Source organism: Micromonospora sp. WMMA2032, from assembly GCF_002688545.1.
Classification (GTDB): domain Bacteria; phylum Actinomycetota; class Actinomycetes; order Mycobacteriales; family Micromonosporaceae; genus Micromonospora; species Micromonospora sediminicola.
The window spans coordinates 1960395-1974300 of sequence record NZ_CP024052.1 but is presented as its reverse complement, the minus strand read 5'-3'; the positions used below and the strand labels follow the sequence as shown (position 1 = coordinate 1974300).

Here is a 13906-nt window from a genome sequence, read left to right as displayed (position 1 = left end):
GGCGCCGGGATCAGCGCAGCCGGGGCAGGACCTCGCGCTGGTAGAGGTCGAACAACCCCTGCCAGTGCGGACCGGTGTTGGCCACGTAGACCTCGTCGTACCCGGCCTTGGCGTAGCGGTCGATCATCTCCAGGTGGGCGTCGGCGTCCCGCCCGCAGACGAACGCCTCACGCACCTGCTCCGGCCGGACCAGCTGCGCGGCCTGCTCGAAGTGGCGCGGCGAGGGGAGCACCTGGGACAGCTCGCCGGGCACGCCCGCGTTCGGCCAGCGCTCGTACGCGATCCGCGCGCCCTCGTCGACGGTGTCGGCGTACGCGGCCTTGAAGCCGGCCTGGCACGGCTTGTCGCCGCCGCCGGCCTCGCGGAACCGGCGGACCATGTCGGCGTCGGGCATGGTGCTGACGTAGCCGTCGCCGATCCGGGCGGCCAGCTCGATCGACTTCGGACCGAAGCCGGACACGTAGATCGACGGGGGCGTCTCGGGCCGGGTGTAGATCCGGGCGTGCTCGACCGTGTAGTGCCGGCCGTGGTGGTTGACGAAGTCGCCGCGCCACAGCTCGCGGATCACCTCGACCGCCTCCTCCAGCATCGCCAGCCGGACGTCGGCCTGCGGCCAGGCGTCGCCGAAGATGTGCTCGTTGAGCGCCTCCCCGGTGCCCACGCCGAGCACGAACCGCCCCTCGTGCAGCACCGCGCTGGTGGCCGCCGCCTGGGCGATCACCGCGGGGTGGATCCGCACGGTGGGGCAGGTGACCGCGGTGGTCACGGGCAGCCGGCAGACCTGGCTGAGCGCGCCGATGGTGGACCAGACGAACGGGCTCTGCCCCTGCGCGTCGACCCACGGGTGGTAGTGGTCGGAGATCCACAGTGCCTCGAAGCCGGCCTGCTCGGCGCCGCGCGCCTGGGCCAGCAGCTCCGCCGGTGTGTACTCCTCGCTGGACAGGAAATAGCCGATCTTCATGGTGCCCCCTCCGCCGGGTCCGGACACCGCAAGCCGTACCCCCGGGCGGGGCGTTAAACCCGGTGGGGTCAGCGGCGGAACATGGCCCGGATCGCGATCAGCAGGAACAGGGCGCCGACCACCAGGCCGAGCAGGCGTACGCCGGGGATGTCCGCGGCGCTGGTGGCGTCGGCGAGCGGCAGGGCGGGCATGGACGCACTCTCCCACGGGTGTCCGTCGATCGCCACCGCCTAACAGTAAGGATTGTTGACTATTTCGCTGCGCGGTGTGACCATGTCAGCACCCGCCGGCCCTGGCGGGTCCGTGGGGGAGACGGGGGTACGACAGCGCATGAGCGAGCGGACCGTGGGATCGACCGGAGACCTGGCGGCGCTCGCCGCCGCCGTCCTGCAACCCGGGTTCGTCGGCACCACGCCGCCGCCGTGGGTCTGCCGCTGGCTCGGCGAGGGGCTCGGTTCGGTGGTCCTGTTCGCCCGCAACGTCGTCGACCACGAGCAGGTCGCCACGCTGACGGCGAACCTGCGGGCGGAGCGGCCGGACGTGATCGTGGCGATCGACGAGGAGGCCGGCGACGTCACCCGGATCGAGTCGGCCCGGGGCAGCTCCCGGCCCGGCAACTTCGCCCTCGGAGCGGTCGACGACCCGGCGCTGACCGAGGAGGTCGCCCGCGACCTCGGCGCCGAGCTGGCCGCGGTCGGCGTCACGCTCGACTACGCCCCGGACGCCGACGTCAACTCCAACCCGGCCAACCCGGTCATCGGGGTGCGCTCGTTCGGCGCCGACCCGGACCTGGTCGCCCGCCACACCGCGGCCTGGGTCCGCGGCCTGCAGGCCGGCGGCGTCGCCGCCTGCGCCAAGCACTTTCCCGGGCACGGCGACACCCGGGTCGACTCGCACCACGACCTGCCCCGCATCGGCGGCGACCGGGCCCGGCTGGACGCGGTCGAGCTGGCCCCGTTCCGGGCCGCGGTGGCGGCCGGCGCGCAGGCGGTGATGACCGGCCACCTGCTGGTGCCCGCGCTGGACCCGGAGCTGCCGGCCACCCTGAGCGCGCGCATCCTGGGCGGCCTGCTCCGCGAGGAGATGGGCTTCGGCGGTGTGGTGGTGACCGACGCGGTGGAGATGCGGGCGGTCTCCGACCGGTACGGCTTCGCCGGCGCCGCGGTGCGCGCGTTGGCCGCCGGCGCGGACGCGATCTGCGTGGGCGGGGAGCGGGCCACCGAGTCCGACGCCCGTGAGCTGCGCGACGCGATCGTGGCCGCCGTGGTGAGCGGCGAGCTGCCGGAGGAGCGCCTGGCCGAGGCCGCGAAACGGGTCGGTCAGCTCGCCGCCTGGAGCGTCGCCGCCCGGGCCCACCGGGTCACCGGCCCGCCGTCACGCGGCGACTCGCCGATCGGGCTGGCCGCCGCCCGCCGGGCGGTGCGGGTCAGCGGAGACTCCCGGCTGCTGCCGCTGGCCGGGCCGGCGCACGTGGTGGAGTTCGCGCCGCCGCGCAACATCGCCATCGGCGAGGAGACGCCCTGGGGCATCGCCGCGCCCCTGACCCGTCTCGCGCCCGGCACCACCACCGCCCGGTACGCCGCCGACGCGATCCCCGCCGACCCGGCCGGCGGACCGGCCGGCCGGCCGCTGGTGCTGGTCGTGCGCGACCTGCACCGGCACGACTGGATGCGGGACGCGGTCACCCGGGCCCTGACCGCCCGGCCGGACGCGGTGGTGGTCGAACTGGGCGTGCCCGAGCTGGTCACCGGCGCGGTGCACCTCGCCACCCACGGCGCCACCGCGGCGGCGGCCCGGGCCGCCGCCGAGCTGCTGGCCGGCGCCCGCTGAACCCCCGGCCCGACCGGGCGGGGAGGTCCCCCGGTCGGGCCGGGTCTCAGGGCGCGTCGACGACCAGGTCTGCGTAGTCGCTGTGACGTTCGATGAACGCGGCCATGAACGGGCACCGGGGCACCACCCGGCCGCCCCGGGCCCGGACCTGGTCCAGCGTGTCCTTGATCAGCGCCGCGCCCACGCCCTGCCCCTGGTAGCGGTCGTCGACCTCGGTGTGCGTGAAGACCAGGACCTCTCCCCGGGGCAGGTAGGCCGTGAACCCGGCCAGCGCGTCGTCGACCAGGATCTCGAAGCGGTGCTTGGCGGCGTTCTCCTCGACCAGGTAGCTCACCGGACCATTGTCCCCTCGGTCTCGGCCAGCCGGTCCAGTTCGGCCAGCAGCCGGTCCACCTCGTCGACCGTGTTGTAGTGGTAGACGCTGGCCCGCACCGCGCCGCCGGTGTCGCGCAGGCCCATGGCCTGGAAGTACTCGTAGGCGTAGTAGTCGCCGGAGGACAGGCAGAGCCCGGCCCCGCCCAGCGCCGCCGCGGTCCGCGCCGGCGTCCACCCGGCCACCCGGAACGACACCGTGGGACAGCGCCGGGCCGGCGCGCCGTACACGGTCACGAAGGAACGCGCGGTCAGCCCGGCGAGCAGCCGGTCGAAGACCGCCTCCTCGTGCGCCTGGGCGGCGGCGAGGCCGGCGCGTACCCGCTCCCGCCGGTCACCGCCGGCGGCCGGGTCGAGCGACGCCAGGTGGTCCACCGCGGCGGTCACGCCGGCCAGCAGCGGGAAGCTGGGCGTGCCGTACTCGAACCGGTCGGGGACCGCGTCGGCCGACGGGATCAGCTTCGCCGGGCGCAACGACTCCCAGCGGGCCGGGTCGGCGACCATCGCCGCCAGGTGCGGCCCGGACCACTTGTACGCGCTGGTGACCAGGAAGTCCGCGCCGAGCGAGGACAGGTCGGTGGGACCGTGGGGGACCGAGTGCACCCCGTCCACGCAGACCAGCGCGCCGGCCGCGTGCGCGGTCTTGGCGATCGTCGCCACGTCCGGCGCGGTGCCGGTCGCGTTGCTGCCGGCGGTCACCGCCACCAGCCGGGTGCGCTCGGTGACCAGGTCGGCGTACTGGCCGGCGGGCAGCTCGGCGGTGGTCCGGTCGAACTCGGCCCAGCGCACCGTCGCGCCGGCCGCCTCGGCGGCCTGCACCCACGGGCGGACGTTGGCGTCGTGGTCGAGCCGGGAGACCACCACCTCGTCGCCCGGCCGCCAGGCCGCGCCCAGCGTCCGGGCCAACGTGTAGGTCAGCGCGGTGGCGCTCGGGCCGAGCACCACCCCCGACGGGTCCACCCCGAGCAGGTCGGCGACGGCGGCCCGGGCCCCGGCGACCAGGTCCAGCGCGCGTCGGCCGGGGGCGAACGCGGCGCTCCGGTTGCCCGTCGCGGCGCGCATGGCGTCGGCCACCGCCTCGATCACCGGGGCGGCGGTCTGGGTGCCGCCGGCGCCGTCGAAGTGGACGAACCCCTCGCCCAGCGCGGGGTAGAGCCCCCGCACCCGGGCCACGTCGAATGCCATCCCGGCACCCTAGCGCGCACCCGGCCGGGTGGTGGTGGGAGCCACGTACCCTTGGGGAGGTGACGAACCGACGCGCCACTTCCGCCCTGACCCCCGCCCGACGCGCCGCCGGGATGCTCGCCGGTCTCGCCCTCGGCGCCGCGTTGCTCGCCGGTTGCAGCTCGAACGGCGCCGACACCGACTGCGGCCTGGACGCCTGCACCATCACCTTCGACCGGGGCGTGGACGCCAGCGCCACCATCCTCGGCGTCGAGGCCAAGCTCATCGGCACCCAGGACGACCAGGTCACCGTCGAGGTGGCCGGGGAGCAGCTCTCGCTCACCACCGGCCAGCAGGCCACCGAGGTCGGCGGCTTCCAGGTCAGCCTGGACAGCGTCACCGACCAGAACGTCGTGCTGCGGGTGGCGCGCAACGCCAACGGCTGATCGCTATCGGCCTGCGGCGGCGGGCGGTCACGTTTGGAAAACCGCCCGCCGGGAGATTGAGGGCCCATGTCTCTCACCCGGAACCCCGGAGCCACCGCCGCCCAGGCCAAGAACAGCAGGTGGCTCGAACTGTTGACCCGTGTCGGTTTCATCGGTTACGGGATCGTGCACCTCCTGTTCGCCTGGCTGGCGTTGCAGATCGCCTTCGGCAGCTCCGGCGAGGAAGGCAACCAGAACGGCGCCCTGCGCACCCTCGGCGAGCAGCCGCTGGGCAAGTTCGTCCTGATCGCGATCGCCGTCGGCCTCTTCGCCATGGCGCTCTGGCAGGCCTTCCAGGCGGTGATCGGTCACCAGTCCAAGACCGGCAAGGAGAAGGTCTTCGAGCGGATCGCCTCGGTGGTCCGGGTCGTGGTCTTCGTCTGGCTGGGCTACACCGCGATCAAGGTGGTCCAGGACGCCAGCGCCAACGCCTCCAACCGGCAGCAGCAGCTCACCGAGAAGCTGATGGCCTCCGACGGCGGCCGCTGGCTGGTCGGCCTGGCCGGTCTGGTGCTGGCCGCGGTCGGCATCGGCATGGTGGTCTACGGCCTGAAGAAGAAGTTCGAGCGCAACCTCAAGACCGGCGAGATGAGCCCGAAGACCCACCGGCTGACCCGTCGTCTCGGCATGGCCGGCTACGCCGCCCGGGGCTCGGTCTTCGCCATCACCGGCCTGCTCATCGTGGTCGCGGCCGTCAAGTACGACCCGGAGAAGGCGCGCGGCCTCGACGCCGCCCTGCGGACGCTGCGCGACCAGCCGTACGGGCCGTGGCTGCTGGCGCTGATGGCGCTCGGCATCGCCGCGTTCGGCGTCTACTGCTTCTTCCAGTCCCGGTATCGCAAGGTCTGAGCCTGGTCGATATCCGGACCGCCGGGCACCATTGGGCCTTTGCCCGATTCCCGCCCGGGTCGGAGGGAGACAATTTCCGTGCAGAGTTACGTCGTGACCGTCGCCGCCGCGCTCGCCGCGGCGGCGGTCGCGTTGGTGCTGGTCCAGGTGGTGCACCGGGTCACCCGGCGGCTCGGTCGCCGGTCGCTGCTGATGACCGAGCTGACCGAGCACTCGCACCGTTCGTTCCAGGTCGCCGCGACAGTGGTCGCCGTGCAGATCGCGGTCCGGTTCACCACGCTCTACGCGGTGGGCAGCCCGTGGCGGCGGTTCGTCCTGCACACGCTGGTGCTGACCATGATCGCCGCGCTCGCCTGGCTGGTGGCCTCGCTGCTCGTGGTGGCCGAGGACACCGCGCTGGCCCGCTTCCGGGTGGACGTGCCGAACAACCGGCACGCCCGACGGGTCCGCACCCAGGTGGTGCTGCTGCGCCGGCTGACCATCGCGGTGATCGTGATCCTCGCGGTCGGCGTGATGCTGATGACCTTCCCGGCCGTACGCGGTGTCGGCGCGGGCGTGCTGACCTCCGCCGGTGTGGTCGGTGTCGTCGCCGCGCTGGCCGCGCAGAGCCTGCTCGGCAACGTCTTCGCCGGCCTGCAACTCGCGTTCAGCGACGCGGTTCGCCTCGACGACGTGGTGGTGGTCGAGGGGGAGTGGGGCCGGATCGAGGAGCTGACGCTCAGCTACGTGGTGGTGCAGATCTGGGACGACCGCCGGCTGATCCTGCCCACCTCCTACTTCACCAGCAAGCCGTTCCAGAACTGGACCCGCACCGAGGCCGCGGTGCTCGGCACCGCCGAGTTCGACCTCGACTGGGCCGTTCCGGTGCAGGCCATGCGGGAGGAGCTGCGGCGGCTCTGCGAGGGCACCGAGCTGTGGGACGGCCGGGTCTGCGTGCTCCAGGTGACCGACGCCACCGGCGGGACGGTGAAGGTCCGGGCGGTGGTCAGCGCCGCCGACGCCGGCAGCCTCTGGGACCTGCGCTGCCTGGTCCGCGAGCAGCTGGTGACCTGGGTACGCGACCACCGCCCGACCGCCCTGCCCCGGCTGCGCACCGAGGTGGGCGACGCCACCGGCCCGCTTCCCTGGCAGTCGGTGCAGCCGCGCCGCCCGGTGCGCCGCACGACCGACACCGAGGCCCCCGACGACGCGCGCGTCTTCGGCGGCAGCGACGACGGCGAGGCCCGCAGCGAGGTGTTCGTGGGCCGGGAGGACCACGCCGAGGCGCGTCGCTGACCGCGTACCCGATCGGAGCCCCCGGCCGCCCTCGGCGTGGCCGGGGGCTCCGCGCGTCGGCGGTCGTGACCCCGGCCCGGCACGGCGCGTTGTGCCTGCCGGACGGGTTCACCGCCGGTGTCGGGTTTGACCGGCCCGTTCCGGGGGACCTGCTGCGCACGCCCCGGACTCCGGCCACGCCGGGCCCGGCGGCGGGCGGCCGGGCCGACCGGCCGCCCCGCGCAGGATTGACGGGCGGCGACTCCGGGCATACAGCGCGGTGATGATGAAAGGAGGACAGCATGGCTGACGTCGCGAGTCGCAGCACGTCCCGGACCGGGAACGAGCCGTCCACCGCGGAACTGGTGCAACGGGCCACCGAGCAGGTCACCCGCCTGGTGCGGGACGAACTGGCGCTGGCCCGCGCGGAGCTGACCCAGAAGGGCAAGCACGCCGGGATCGGGATCGGTCTGTTCGGCGGCGGCGGGGTGATGGCCCTCTACGGCGCCGGCGCGCTGGTCGCCACCGTGATCCTGCTGCTGGCGCTGGTCATGCCGGCGTGGCTGGCCGCCCTGATCGTGGCGGTGGCGCTGTTCCTGCTCGCCGGCATTCTGGCGCTCGTGGGCAAGAAGCAGGTCAGCCGTGCCGTCCCGCCGGTGCCGGAGGCGGCGGTCCGCAGCGTTCGGGCCGACGTCGACACGGTCACCGCCGCGGTGAAGGACGGGAGGCGGGCATGACCGGCAACGGGACCGGGGACGTGGCGGCGCTCCGTGAGGAGATCCGCCGGACCCGGGTGGAACTCGGTGAGACGATGGAGCTGCTCGCCGCCAGGGCCGATCCGAAGGCGCTGGTGCGGCACTCCGCCGAGCAGGCGAAGGCGCGGATGCGCGAGCAGGCGGCGCTGACCGCGGCCCGGGTGCGCGGGCGCGCGGCGGAGCGGGCCCGGCTGGTCCGGGCGCAGGCGTACGAGAAGGGTGGGGCGGTCGGGCGCAACCCGTTGCCGTGGGCGGCCATCGCGGCCGGCGCCGTGGTGACCGTGGTGGTGCTGGCGATCGTCCGAGGGAGGCGCAGGTGAGCGGCAAGATCGGCAAGGCGGCGTACAAGCCGGTGGGGGTCCTGCTCGGCCTGGCCGCCGGTGCGGTCGCCGGGATGGTATTCCGCCAGGTGTGGAAGCTGGCGGCGGGTGACGACGACGCCCCGAGCGCCACCGACGAGGAGCGCGGCTGGGGCGAGGTCCTGGCCGCCGCGGCCCTGCAGGGCGCGATCTTCTCGGCGGTCCGGGCGGCGGTGGACCGCGGCGGCGCGGTCGGCGTCCGTCGGCTGACCGGCCACTGGCCGGACTGACCGCGAGCAGCTCAAGGCCCCTTTCCCGAGTGTGGGAAAGGGGCCTTTCGCGTGCGCCTACCGGGCCGCCCGGCGGTCTGCGCGCAACCTTCAGGTCACATGTCGGAGAATTTCGTCGGTTAGGCTGTGCAGAGTTTTTGCGTACGTGGTTTGCTTTCTCACGCTGTTGAGAGACGCGTGGGTTGAGAGAAGTCTCCTCCGTGGGGGCCGCCTCAGGCGCCGCTGCTCGAAAACGGCCAATCGGCCGCACGGCGTGCTCGGCCGCCAGTTTTAGAAGGAGATACACATGGCGCAGGGAACCGTGAAGTGGTTCAACGCTGACAAGGGCTTCGGCTTCATCACCGTCGACGGCGGGGGTGCTGACGTGTTCGTCCACTTCTCGGCCATCCAGACCAGCGGCTACCGCACGCTGGAGGAGAACCAGCGGGTGGAGTTCGAGATCGCCCAGGGTCAGAAGGGTCCGCAGGCCGAGCAGGTCCGCCCCATCTGAGCTGACACCGCACCGGCCACGCCGGTCGGCGCGCGAAGCCCCGCATCCCGCACGGGAGGCGGGGCTTCTCCCTGTCCCGACCGGGGACTCAGCGGCGCCGGGCCCGCATGCCGAACCAGAGCGCGACGAGTCCGACCAGGACGGTCGCCGGCCCGACCAGCGCCCAGACCCGCTGGTCGGACAGCGCGCTGCCCTCGACGTAGCCGAGGCCCAGCACGGTCCAGAGCGCGCCGAGCACCACGGCCAGCAGCCCCATGGTGAGCCGGAACCAACCCCTCATCGCGCTCCCTCCGACGTCCGCCCCGGTCCAGCATGCCCGGTGACGCCGACCGTCGACGGCGCCGCGCCGGCCGGGCCCGCCGTCGGGGTCACCACCGGTCGTGCACCTGCGGCCGGATCAGCTCGTCGTAGGTGGCCCGCACGGCCGCGAGCTCCACGTCGGTCAGTGCCGGCTGGCCGGCGGCCTCGGCGTTGCGCCGCGCCTGCTCGGCCGAGCGGGCGCCGGGGATCACCACGGTCACGCCGGGCTGGTCGAGGACCCAGCGCAGGGCGAACTGGGCCATCGTCCGGTCGTCGCCGACCAGCGGCGCGAGCCGGCGTACGGCGGCGAGGCCGCTGTCGTAGTCGACGCCGGAGAACGTCTCGCCGACGTCGAAGGCCTCGCCGTGCCGGTTGAAGGTGCGGTGGTCGTTCTCCGGGAACGTGGTCTGCTCGTCGTACCGGCCGGAGAGCAGGCCGCTGGCCAACGGCACCCGGGCGATGATGCCCACCCCGGCCGCCGCGGCGGCCGGCAGCACCCGCTCCAGCGGCTTGTGCCGGACCGCGTTGACGATGATCTGCACGCTGGCCACGCCGGGCCGGGCGATCGCGGTGAGCGCCTGTTCGGAGGTCTCCACGCTGACCCCGTAACCGGCGACGCGCCCCTCGGCGACCAGCGTGTCCAGCGCGTCGAAGACGCGGTCGTCGGCGAAGACCGCGGTGGGCGGGCAGTGCAGCTGCACCAGGTCGAGCGTCTCGACGCCCAGGTTGGCCCGGGACCGGTCGGTCCAGGCCCGGAAGTTGTCCACTGTGTACGCCTCCGGCGTCTGCGGCACCCGCCGGCCCATCTTGGTGGCCACGGTCAGCCCGTGCCCGGGCCGGGAGCGCAGGAACCGGCCGATCAGCTGCTCGCTGCGGCCGTCGCCGTAGACGTCGGCGGTGTCCAGGAAGGTGACGCCGGCGTCGACCGCGGCGGCCAGCACGTCGAGCGCCGCGCCCTCGCTGACCTCGCCCCAGTCGGCGCCGAGCTGCCAGGCGCCGAGTCCGATGATGCCGACGTGCCGGCCGAGCCGGTCGAAGCTGCGCTGTTCCACCCGGTCGAGCCTAGTCAGCGGGTTGCCGTCGCGCCCGTCGGGCCGTACCGTCAAACAAGACGTACGTACGGTTTAGGAGGCTGCCATGTGGGATCCGCGCACCTACCTGCGCTACGGCGACGAACGCTCCCGGCCCTTCCACGACCTGCTGGCCCGGGTCGGCGCCGAGCGCCCCCGCGCGGTCGTCGACCTCGGCTGCGGCCCCGGCACGCTCACCGCCACGCTCGCCGACCGCTGGCCCGGCAGCCGGCTGGCCGGCCTGGACTCGTCGCCCGAGATGATCGACCGGGCCGGGTCCCTGGGCGCCCCGGTCGCCTTCGCGGTGGGCGACGTCCGCGACTGGCGGCCGGAGCCGGACGTGGACGTGCTGGTCGCCAACGCGGTGCTCCAGTGGGTGCCCGGCCACCGCGAGCTGCTCACCCGGTGGGCCGCCGACCTGCCGTCGGGCGCGTGGCTGGCGTTCCAGGTGCCGGGCAACTTCGCCGCGCCGTCGCACCGGGCGTTGCGCGAGGTCGCCGGGCGGGACCGCTGGCGCGACCGGCTCGCCGGGCTGCTGCGCGCGGCCCCGGTGGACGAGCCGGTCGGCTACGCCACGCTGCTGACCGGCGCGGGCTGCGCGGTGGACGCCTGGGAGACTACCTACGTGCACCTGCTGCCGGCCGACGGCGCGGACCACCCGGTGCTGGCCTGGATGGAGGGCACGGCACTGCGTCCGGTCCGCGCCGCCCTGGCCGCCGCCGACTGGGCCGACTTCCGCACCGAGCTGGGGGTACGCCTCGCCGAGGCGTACCCGGTACGGCAGGGTCAGGTGTACTTCCCGTTCCGCCGGATCTTCGTGGTGGCCCGCACCGGCGCCCGCGCAGAGGAGAACCCGTGACCGACCTGCCCACCTTCATCGCCGGACTGCCCAAGGTGGAGCTGCACGTGCACCACGTCGGCTCCGCCTCGCCCCGGATCGTGGCCGAGCTGGCCGCCCGTCACGAGGGGCGCAGCCCCGTCCCGGCCGACCCGGAGGCGCTCGCCGACTACTTCGCGTTCCGCGACTTCGCCCACTTCATCGAGGTCTACCTGAGCGTGGTGGACCTGATCCGCGACGCCGACGACGTCTGGCTGCTCACCCACGAGGTGGCCCGGGAGCTGGCCCGCCAGCAGGTCCGGTACGCGGAGCTGACCGTCACCCCCTACTCGCACGTGCACCGGGGCATCCCGGCGGAGGCGTTCTGCGAGGCGATCGAGGACGCCCGCAAGCGGGCCGAGGCCGACTTCGGCATCGCGCTGCGCTGGTGCTTCGACATCCCCGGCGAGGCCGGGCTCCCCGCCGCCGAGCAGACCCTGCGGATCGCCCTCGACCAGCGGCCGGACGGGCTGATCAGCTTCGGCCTCGGCGGCCCCGAGATCGGCGTGCCCCGGCCCCAGTTCAAGCCGTACTTCGACCAGGCCCGCGCGGCCGGGCTGCGCTCGGTGCCGCACGCCGGCGAGACCACCGGCCCGGAGACGATCTGGGACGCGCTGCGCGAGCTGGGCGCCGAGCGGATCGGCCACGGCATCTCCGCCGTGCTCGATCCGGCGCTGCTGGCCCACCTCGCCGAGCGGCGGATCCCGCTGGAGGTCTGCCCCACCTCCAACGTGCGGACCCGGGCGGTGGCCGGCCTCGACGAGCACCCGCTGCCGCAGCTGGTCGCCGCCGGCGTGCCGGTCAGCATCAACTCCGACGACCCGCCGATGTTCGGCACCACGCTCAACGACGAGTACGCGGTGGCCGCCCGGCTGCTGAAACTCGACCCGGACGGGGTCGCCGCGCTGGCCCGCGACGCGGTCGCCGCCGCGTTCCTCGAACCGGCCGAGCAGGCCCGGATCACCGCCGAGATCGACGCGTACCGGGCGAGCGCGGCGCGCTGAGCGGTCGCGCGGGCGCCGGCCGCCGGGACAGGCGGGGCGGTCGGCGTCGGGCGGCCAGGAGCAGCCCGGGTCCGGCCGGCGTCCCGCGCCGGGAGAACCGGCGGGCCGCCGGTGCGAGCGCGAGCGCGGTCAGGACGGCCAGCGCGGTGGCGGGTCCGGGTCCGGCCGTCGCGGACCGGCCGGGGCCGTGCGCGAGCACCGGGTCCTGCCAGGCGGCGAGCGTGAGCGCGATGCCGAGGCCGATCACGGCGGCCCAGCGGAGCAGACGGCTGACGGTCGGGGTCATGACGGTCACCTCAACGCCCGGCTCGACGGGAGAGCGGCGCGCGACGGGAGCGAGGTGTGGGGGGACCGGACTCCCGCCGCGCGCACGGATCCGCCGGCCGGAAGGTGTTACGGGGCGTCCCGGCCGACGGAACTGATGGGTTCTGTCCTGATCCTGGCAGTCCGCGGCGGGTTTGTGGCGGTCGTTAAAACACTCCTAAGGAGAACTTGCGCCGGCCCACAGCCACCGGTCAGCGCGGGCGCGGCCAGCGCCGCCCGGCGCGCGGTTCGCGGGCCTCCCGGGCCATCCGGCCGACCAGGCCGAACCGGTTGACCTGCCGGGGCGCCGCGTCCGGATCGGCCAGCAGCATCACCACGCTGGCCCCGCCGAGCCGGGCCCGGTCGATGCTCACCGAACCGTTGGCCTGCAACGCGACCCGCTTGGCGATGTCCAGCCCCAACCCGGTCGAGCCCTGGTCGCTCTCGCCCCGGCGTAGCGCCCGGTCCGGGTTGGCGATGCCCGGCCCGGCGTCGTCGATCCGGATCGCCACCCAACCGTCCCGGCGGCTCACCGCCACCTCGAACGCGGTGCCCTGCGGGGTGTAGCGGAACACGTTGCCGATCACCGCGTCCAGCGCGGCGGCCAGCTCGGCCCGGGGCACCGGCGCGGGAATGCGCAGCTGCGCCCCGACCACCCGGTGCGGGCGGTTCTGGTCGCCGGCCAGCGCCGACCAGAAGACCATCCGGTCCCGGACCACCTCGCTGACGTCGCAGGACGCCGGCGCCGTCTCCTGGCTGACCGCCTTGCGGGTCGTCTTGATCAGCTGGTCGACCTCGCCCTCCAGCGTCACGATGGCCTGCCGGATCCGCCGGATGCCGCGCCGCCGGTCCAGTTCCGCCTCGCTGAACGTGCCGATGCTGGTGTCGTCGGACTCCAACGCCTCCGCGTCCAGCCGCAACGCGGTCAGCGGCGTCCGCAGCCGGTGCGACAGGTCGGCGACCAGTTCGTGCTCGTCGGCGCGCAGCGCCACCAGCCGCTCCGCCATCCGGTTGAACGCGTGCCCCGCCTCGGCCAGCTCCCGTGGGCCGGTGGGCTCGACGCGTACCCCCAGCTCGCCGTCGCCCACCGCGAGCGCCGCCTTGACCAGGTCGCCGGTGGCGTCCACGGCCCGGGCCGCGACCCGGTCGACCACGACCACCGCCGCGCCGACCAGGGCCAGCGCCACCGCGAGCAGCAGCAGCCACCGGCCGCCGGCGCCCGCGTCGAGCACCTCGTCGGGTATGAAGACCTCCACCACGGCCACCCGGTCACCGAGCACCACCGGGTCCAGCCGCAGCACCCCGCCGTCCACCTCGGACACCACCGAGCGCCGCTGCGCGGCGGCGTCGGTCAGCGCCGCCGGGTCGGCCCGACCGGCCGACTCGTCGGCCCCGATGCCGTGCACGACCGGTCGCAGCGCGGGATCGTCACCGCTGGCCGCCACCGCCCGTTTGACCACCTCGGGATCGGTGCTGACCGCCAGCGCGCCGGTGACCAGCGCGCTGCGGCGGGCCGCGTCGGCCAGCTTCTCCTCGCGCGACTGGTCGGAGAGGCTGATCCCGAGCGGGATGAGGAAGGCGAACGCGACCAGGCTGCACATAC

General features: G+C 74.4%; 18 protein-coding genes. 10 read left to right on the top strand and 8 right to left on the bottom strand.

Features of this window, described 5'->3' with window-relative positions; all coding sequences use genetic code 11:
- Positions 1-10: 10 nt before the first annotated feature.
- Positions 11-961: a TIGR03557 family F420-dependent LLM class oxidoreductase gene (locus CO540_RS08525; protein ID WP_091578288.1), complete on the bottom strand. Its 951-nt coding sequence runs from the start codon at positions 959-961 to the stop codon at positions 11-13.
- 68 nt (positions 962-1029) lie between these two features.
- Entirely contained in the window at positions 1030-1188 is a 159-nt protein-coding gene (locus CO540_RS30135; RefSeq protein ID WP_157779084.1) for a hypothetical protein, read from the bottom strand.
- 103 nt (positions 1189-1291) lie between these two features.
- Here CO540_RS30135 and CO540_RS08520 point away from each other — a divergent pair, with 103 nt between their 5' ends.
- Positions 1292-2791 carry a glycoside hydrolase family 3 protein gene (locus tag CO540_RS08520; RefSeq protein WP_099161601.1) on the top strand — a complete coding sequence of 500 codons (1500 nt, stop codon included), beginning with the start codon at positions 1292-1294 and terminating at the stop codon, positions 2789-2791.
- Between the two features lie 46 nt (positions 2792-2837).
- Here the strand turns inward: CO540_RS08520 and CO540_RS08515 are convergent, their stop codons facing one another.
- Both CO540_RS08515 and CO540_RS08510 read right to left on the bottom strand, forming a co-directional pair.
- Complete coding sequence (locus tag CO540_RS08515; RefSeq protein ID WP_099161600.1) at positions 2838-3125, bottom strand: GNAT family N-acetyltransferase; 288 nt, start codon at positions 3123-3125, stop codon at positions 2838-2840.
- A complete protein-coding gene (locus tag CO540_RS08510; RefSeq protein WP_099161599.1) occupies positions 3122-4348 on the bottom strand; it encodes a cysteine desulfurase-like protein in 1227 nt (408 codons plus the stop codon). The genes CO540_RS08515 and CO540_RS08510 overlap by 4 nt, the downstream gene beginning before the upstream one ends.
- A 59-nt stretch (positions 4349-4407) precedes the next feature.
- Between CO540_RS08510 and CO540_RS08505 the strand changes: the two genes are divergently transcribed.
- The 7 genes from CO540_RS08505 (at position 4408) to CO540_RS08475 (ending at position 8749) form a co-directional block, all read left to right on the top strand.
- The gene (locus tag CO540_RS08505) at positions 4408-4773 is read left to right on the top strand and encodes a hypothetical protein (protein ID WP_099161598.1); all 366 of its coding nucleotides are present in this window, start codon (positions 4408-4410) and stop codon (positions 4771-4773) included.
- Between the two features lie 66 nt (positions 4774-4839).
- Positions 4840-5661: a DUF1206 domain-containing protein gene (locus CO540_RS08500; protein ID WP_099161597.1), complete on the top strand. Its 822-nt coding sequence runs from the start codon at positions 4840-4842 to the stop codon at positions 5659-5661.
- A 78-nt stretch (positions 5662-5739) separates the two neighbouring features.
- Positions 5740-6936 (top strand): mechanosensitive ion channel family protein, encoded by a 1197-nt coding sequence (locus CO540_RS08495; protein ID WP_099161596.1) that lies wholly within the window; start codon positions 5740-5742, stop codon positions 6934-6936.
- 281 nt (positions 6937-7217) lie between these two features.
- Positions 7218-7652: a phage holin family protein gene (locus CO540_RS08490; protein ID WP_043325014.1), complete on the top strand. Its 435-nt coding sequence runs from the start codon at positions 7218-7220 to the stop codon at positions 7650-7652.
- The gene (locus tag CO540_RS08485; RefSeq protein WP_091578270.1) at positions 7649-7990 is read left to right on the top strand and encodes a DUF3618 domain-containing protein; all 342 of its coding nucleotides are present in this window, start codon (positions 7649-7651) and stop codon (positions 7988-7990) included. Before CO540_RS08490 ends, CO540_RS08485 begins: the two co-directional genes overlap by 4 nt.
- On the top strand, positions 7987-8259 hold the full coding sequence (locus CO540_RS08480; RefSeq protein ID WP_091578268.1) for a DUF4235 domain-containing protein: 273 nt from the start codon (positions 7987-7989) through the stop codon (positions 8257-8259). Before CO540_RS08485 ends, CO540_RS08480 begins: the two co-directional genes overlap by 4 nt.
- Before the next feature lie 286 nt (positions 8260-8545).
- Entirely contained in the window at positions 8546-8749 is a 204-nt protein-coding gene (locus CO540_RS08475) for a cold-shock protein (protein ID WP_007075740.1), read from the top strand.
- A gap of 88 nt (positions 8750-8837) precedes the next feature.
- On the opposite strand, the gene CO540_RS08470 is transcribed toward CO540_RS08475, so the two are convergent.
- Positions 8838-9029 carry a hypothetical protein gene (locus CO540_RS08470; protein ID WP_091578265.1) on the bottom strand — a complete coding sequence of 64 codons (192 nt, stop codon included), beginning with the start codon at positions 9027-9029 and terminating at the stop codon, positions 8838-8840.
- A gap of 88 nt (positions 9030-9117) precedes the next feature.
- Positions 9118-10101: an aldo/keto reductase gene (locus CO540_RS08465; RefSeq protein ID WP_099161595.1), complete on the bottom strand. Its 984-nt coding sequence runs from the start codon at positions 10099-10101 to the stop codon at positions 9118-9120.
- An 85-nt stretch (positions 10102-10186) separates the two neighbouring features.
- Between CO540_RS08465 and CO540_RS08460 the strand changes: the two genes are divergently transcribed.
- Positions 10187-10978: a trans-aconitate 2-methyltransferase gene (locus CO540_RS08460; RefSeq protein ID WP_099161594.1), complete on the top strand. Its 792-nt coding sequence runs from the start codon at positions 10187-10189 to the stop codon at positions 10976-10978.
- Positions 10975-12000, top strand: coding sequence for an adenosine deaminase (locus tag CO540_RS08455; protein WP_099161593.1), 1026 nt, complete (start codon positions 10975-10977; stop codon positions 11998-12000). Before CO540_RS08460 ends, CO540_RS08455 begins: the two co-directional genes overlap by 4 nt.
- Here CO540_RS08455 and CO540_RS08450 read toward each other — a convergent pair.
- Positions 11957-12286 carry a hypothetical protein gene (locus CO540_RS08450; protein WP_157779083.1) on the bottom strand — a complete coding sequence of 110 codons (330 nt, stop codon included), beginning with the start codon at positions 12284-12286 and terminating at the stop codon, positions 11957-11959. The two genes, CO540_RS08455 and CO540_RS08450, sit on opposite strands and share 44 nt — an antisense overlap.
- Before the next feature lie 229 nt (positions 12287-12515).
- Positions 12516-13904 carry a HAMP domain-containing sensor histidine kinase gene (locus CO540_RS08445; RefSeq protein ID WP_172967810.1) on the bottom strand — a complete coding sequence of 463 codons (1389 nt, stop codon included), beginning with the start codon at positions 13902-13904 and terminating at the stop codon, positions 12516-12518.
- Positions 13905-13906 lie beyond the last annotated feature (2 nt).

Bases quoted from the DNA above. Each gene is read 5' to 3' on its own strand.
- CO540_RS08485 (WP_091578270.1), top strand. From the start codon at position 7,649: ATGACCGGCAACGGGACCGGGGACGTGGCGGCGCTCCGTGAGGAGATC.
- CO540_RS08510 (WP_099161599.1), bottom strand. From the start codon at position 4,348: ATGGCATTCGACGTGGCCCGGGTGCGGGGGCTCTACCCCGCGCTGGGC.
- CO540_RS08525 (WP_091578288.1), bottom strand. From the start codon at position 961: ATGAAGATCGGCTATTTCCTGTCCAGCGAGGAGTACACACCGGCGGAG.
- CO540_RS08475 (WP_007075740.1), top strand. From the start codon at position 8,546: ATGGCGCAGGGAACCGTGAAGTGGTTCAACGCTGACAAGGGCTTCGGC.
- CO540_RS08490 (WP_043325014.1), top strand. From the start codon at position 7,218: ATGGCTGACGTCGCGAGTCGCAGCACGTCCCGGACCGGGAACGAGCCG.
- CO540_RS08445 (WP_172967810.1), bottom strand. From the start codon at position 13,904: ATGTGCAGCCTGGTCGCGTTCGCCTTCCTCATCCCGCTCGGGATCAGC.
- CO540_RS08460 (WP_099161594.1), top strand. From the start codon at position 10,187: ATGTGGGATCCGCGCACCTACCTGCGCTACGGCGACGAACGCTCCCGG.
- CO540_RS08470 (WP_091578265.1), bottom strand. From the start codon at position 9,029: ATGAGGGGTTGGTTCCGGCTCACCATGGGGCTGCTGGCCGTGGTGCTC.
- CO540_RS08500 (WP_099161597.1), top strand. From the start codon at position 4,840: ATGTCTCTCACCCGGAACCCCGGAGCCACCGCCGCCCAGGCCAAGAAC.
- CO540_RS08520 (WP_099161601.1), top strand. From the start codon at position 1,292: ATGAGCGAGCGGACCGTGGGATCGACCGGAGACCTGGCGGCGCTCGCC.
- CO540_RS08450 (WP_157779083.1), bottom strand. From the start codon at position 12,286: ATGACCCCGACCGTCAGCCGTCTGCTCCGCTGGGCCGCCGTGATCGGC.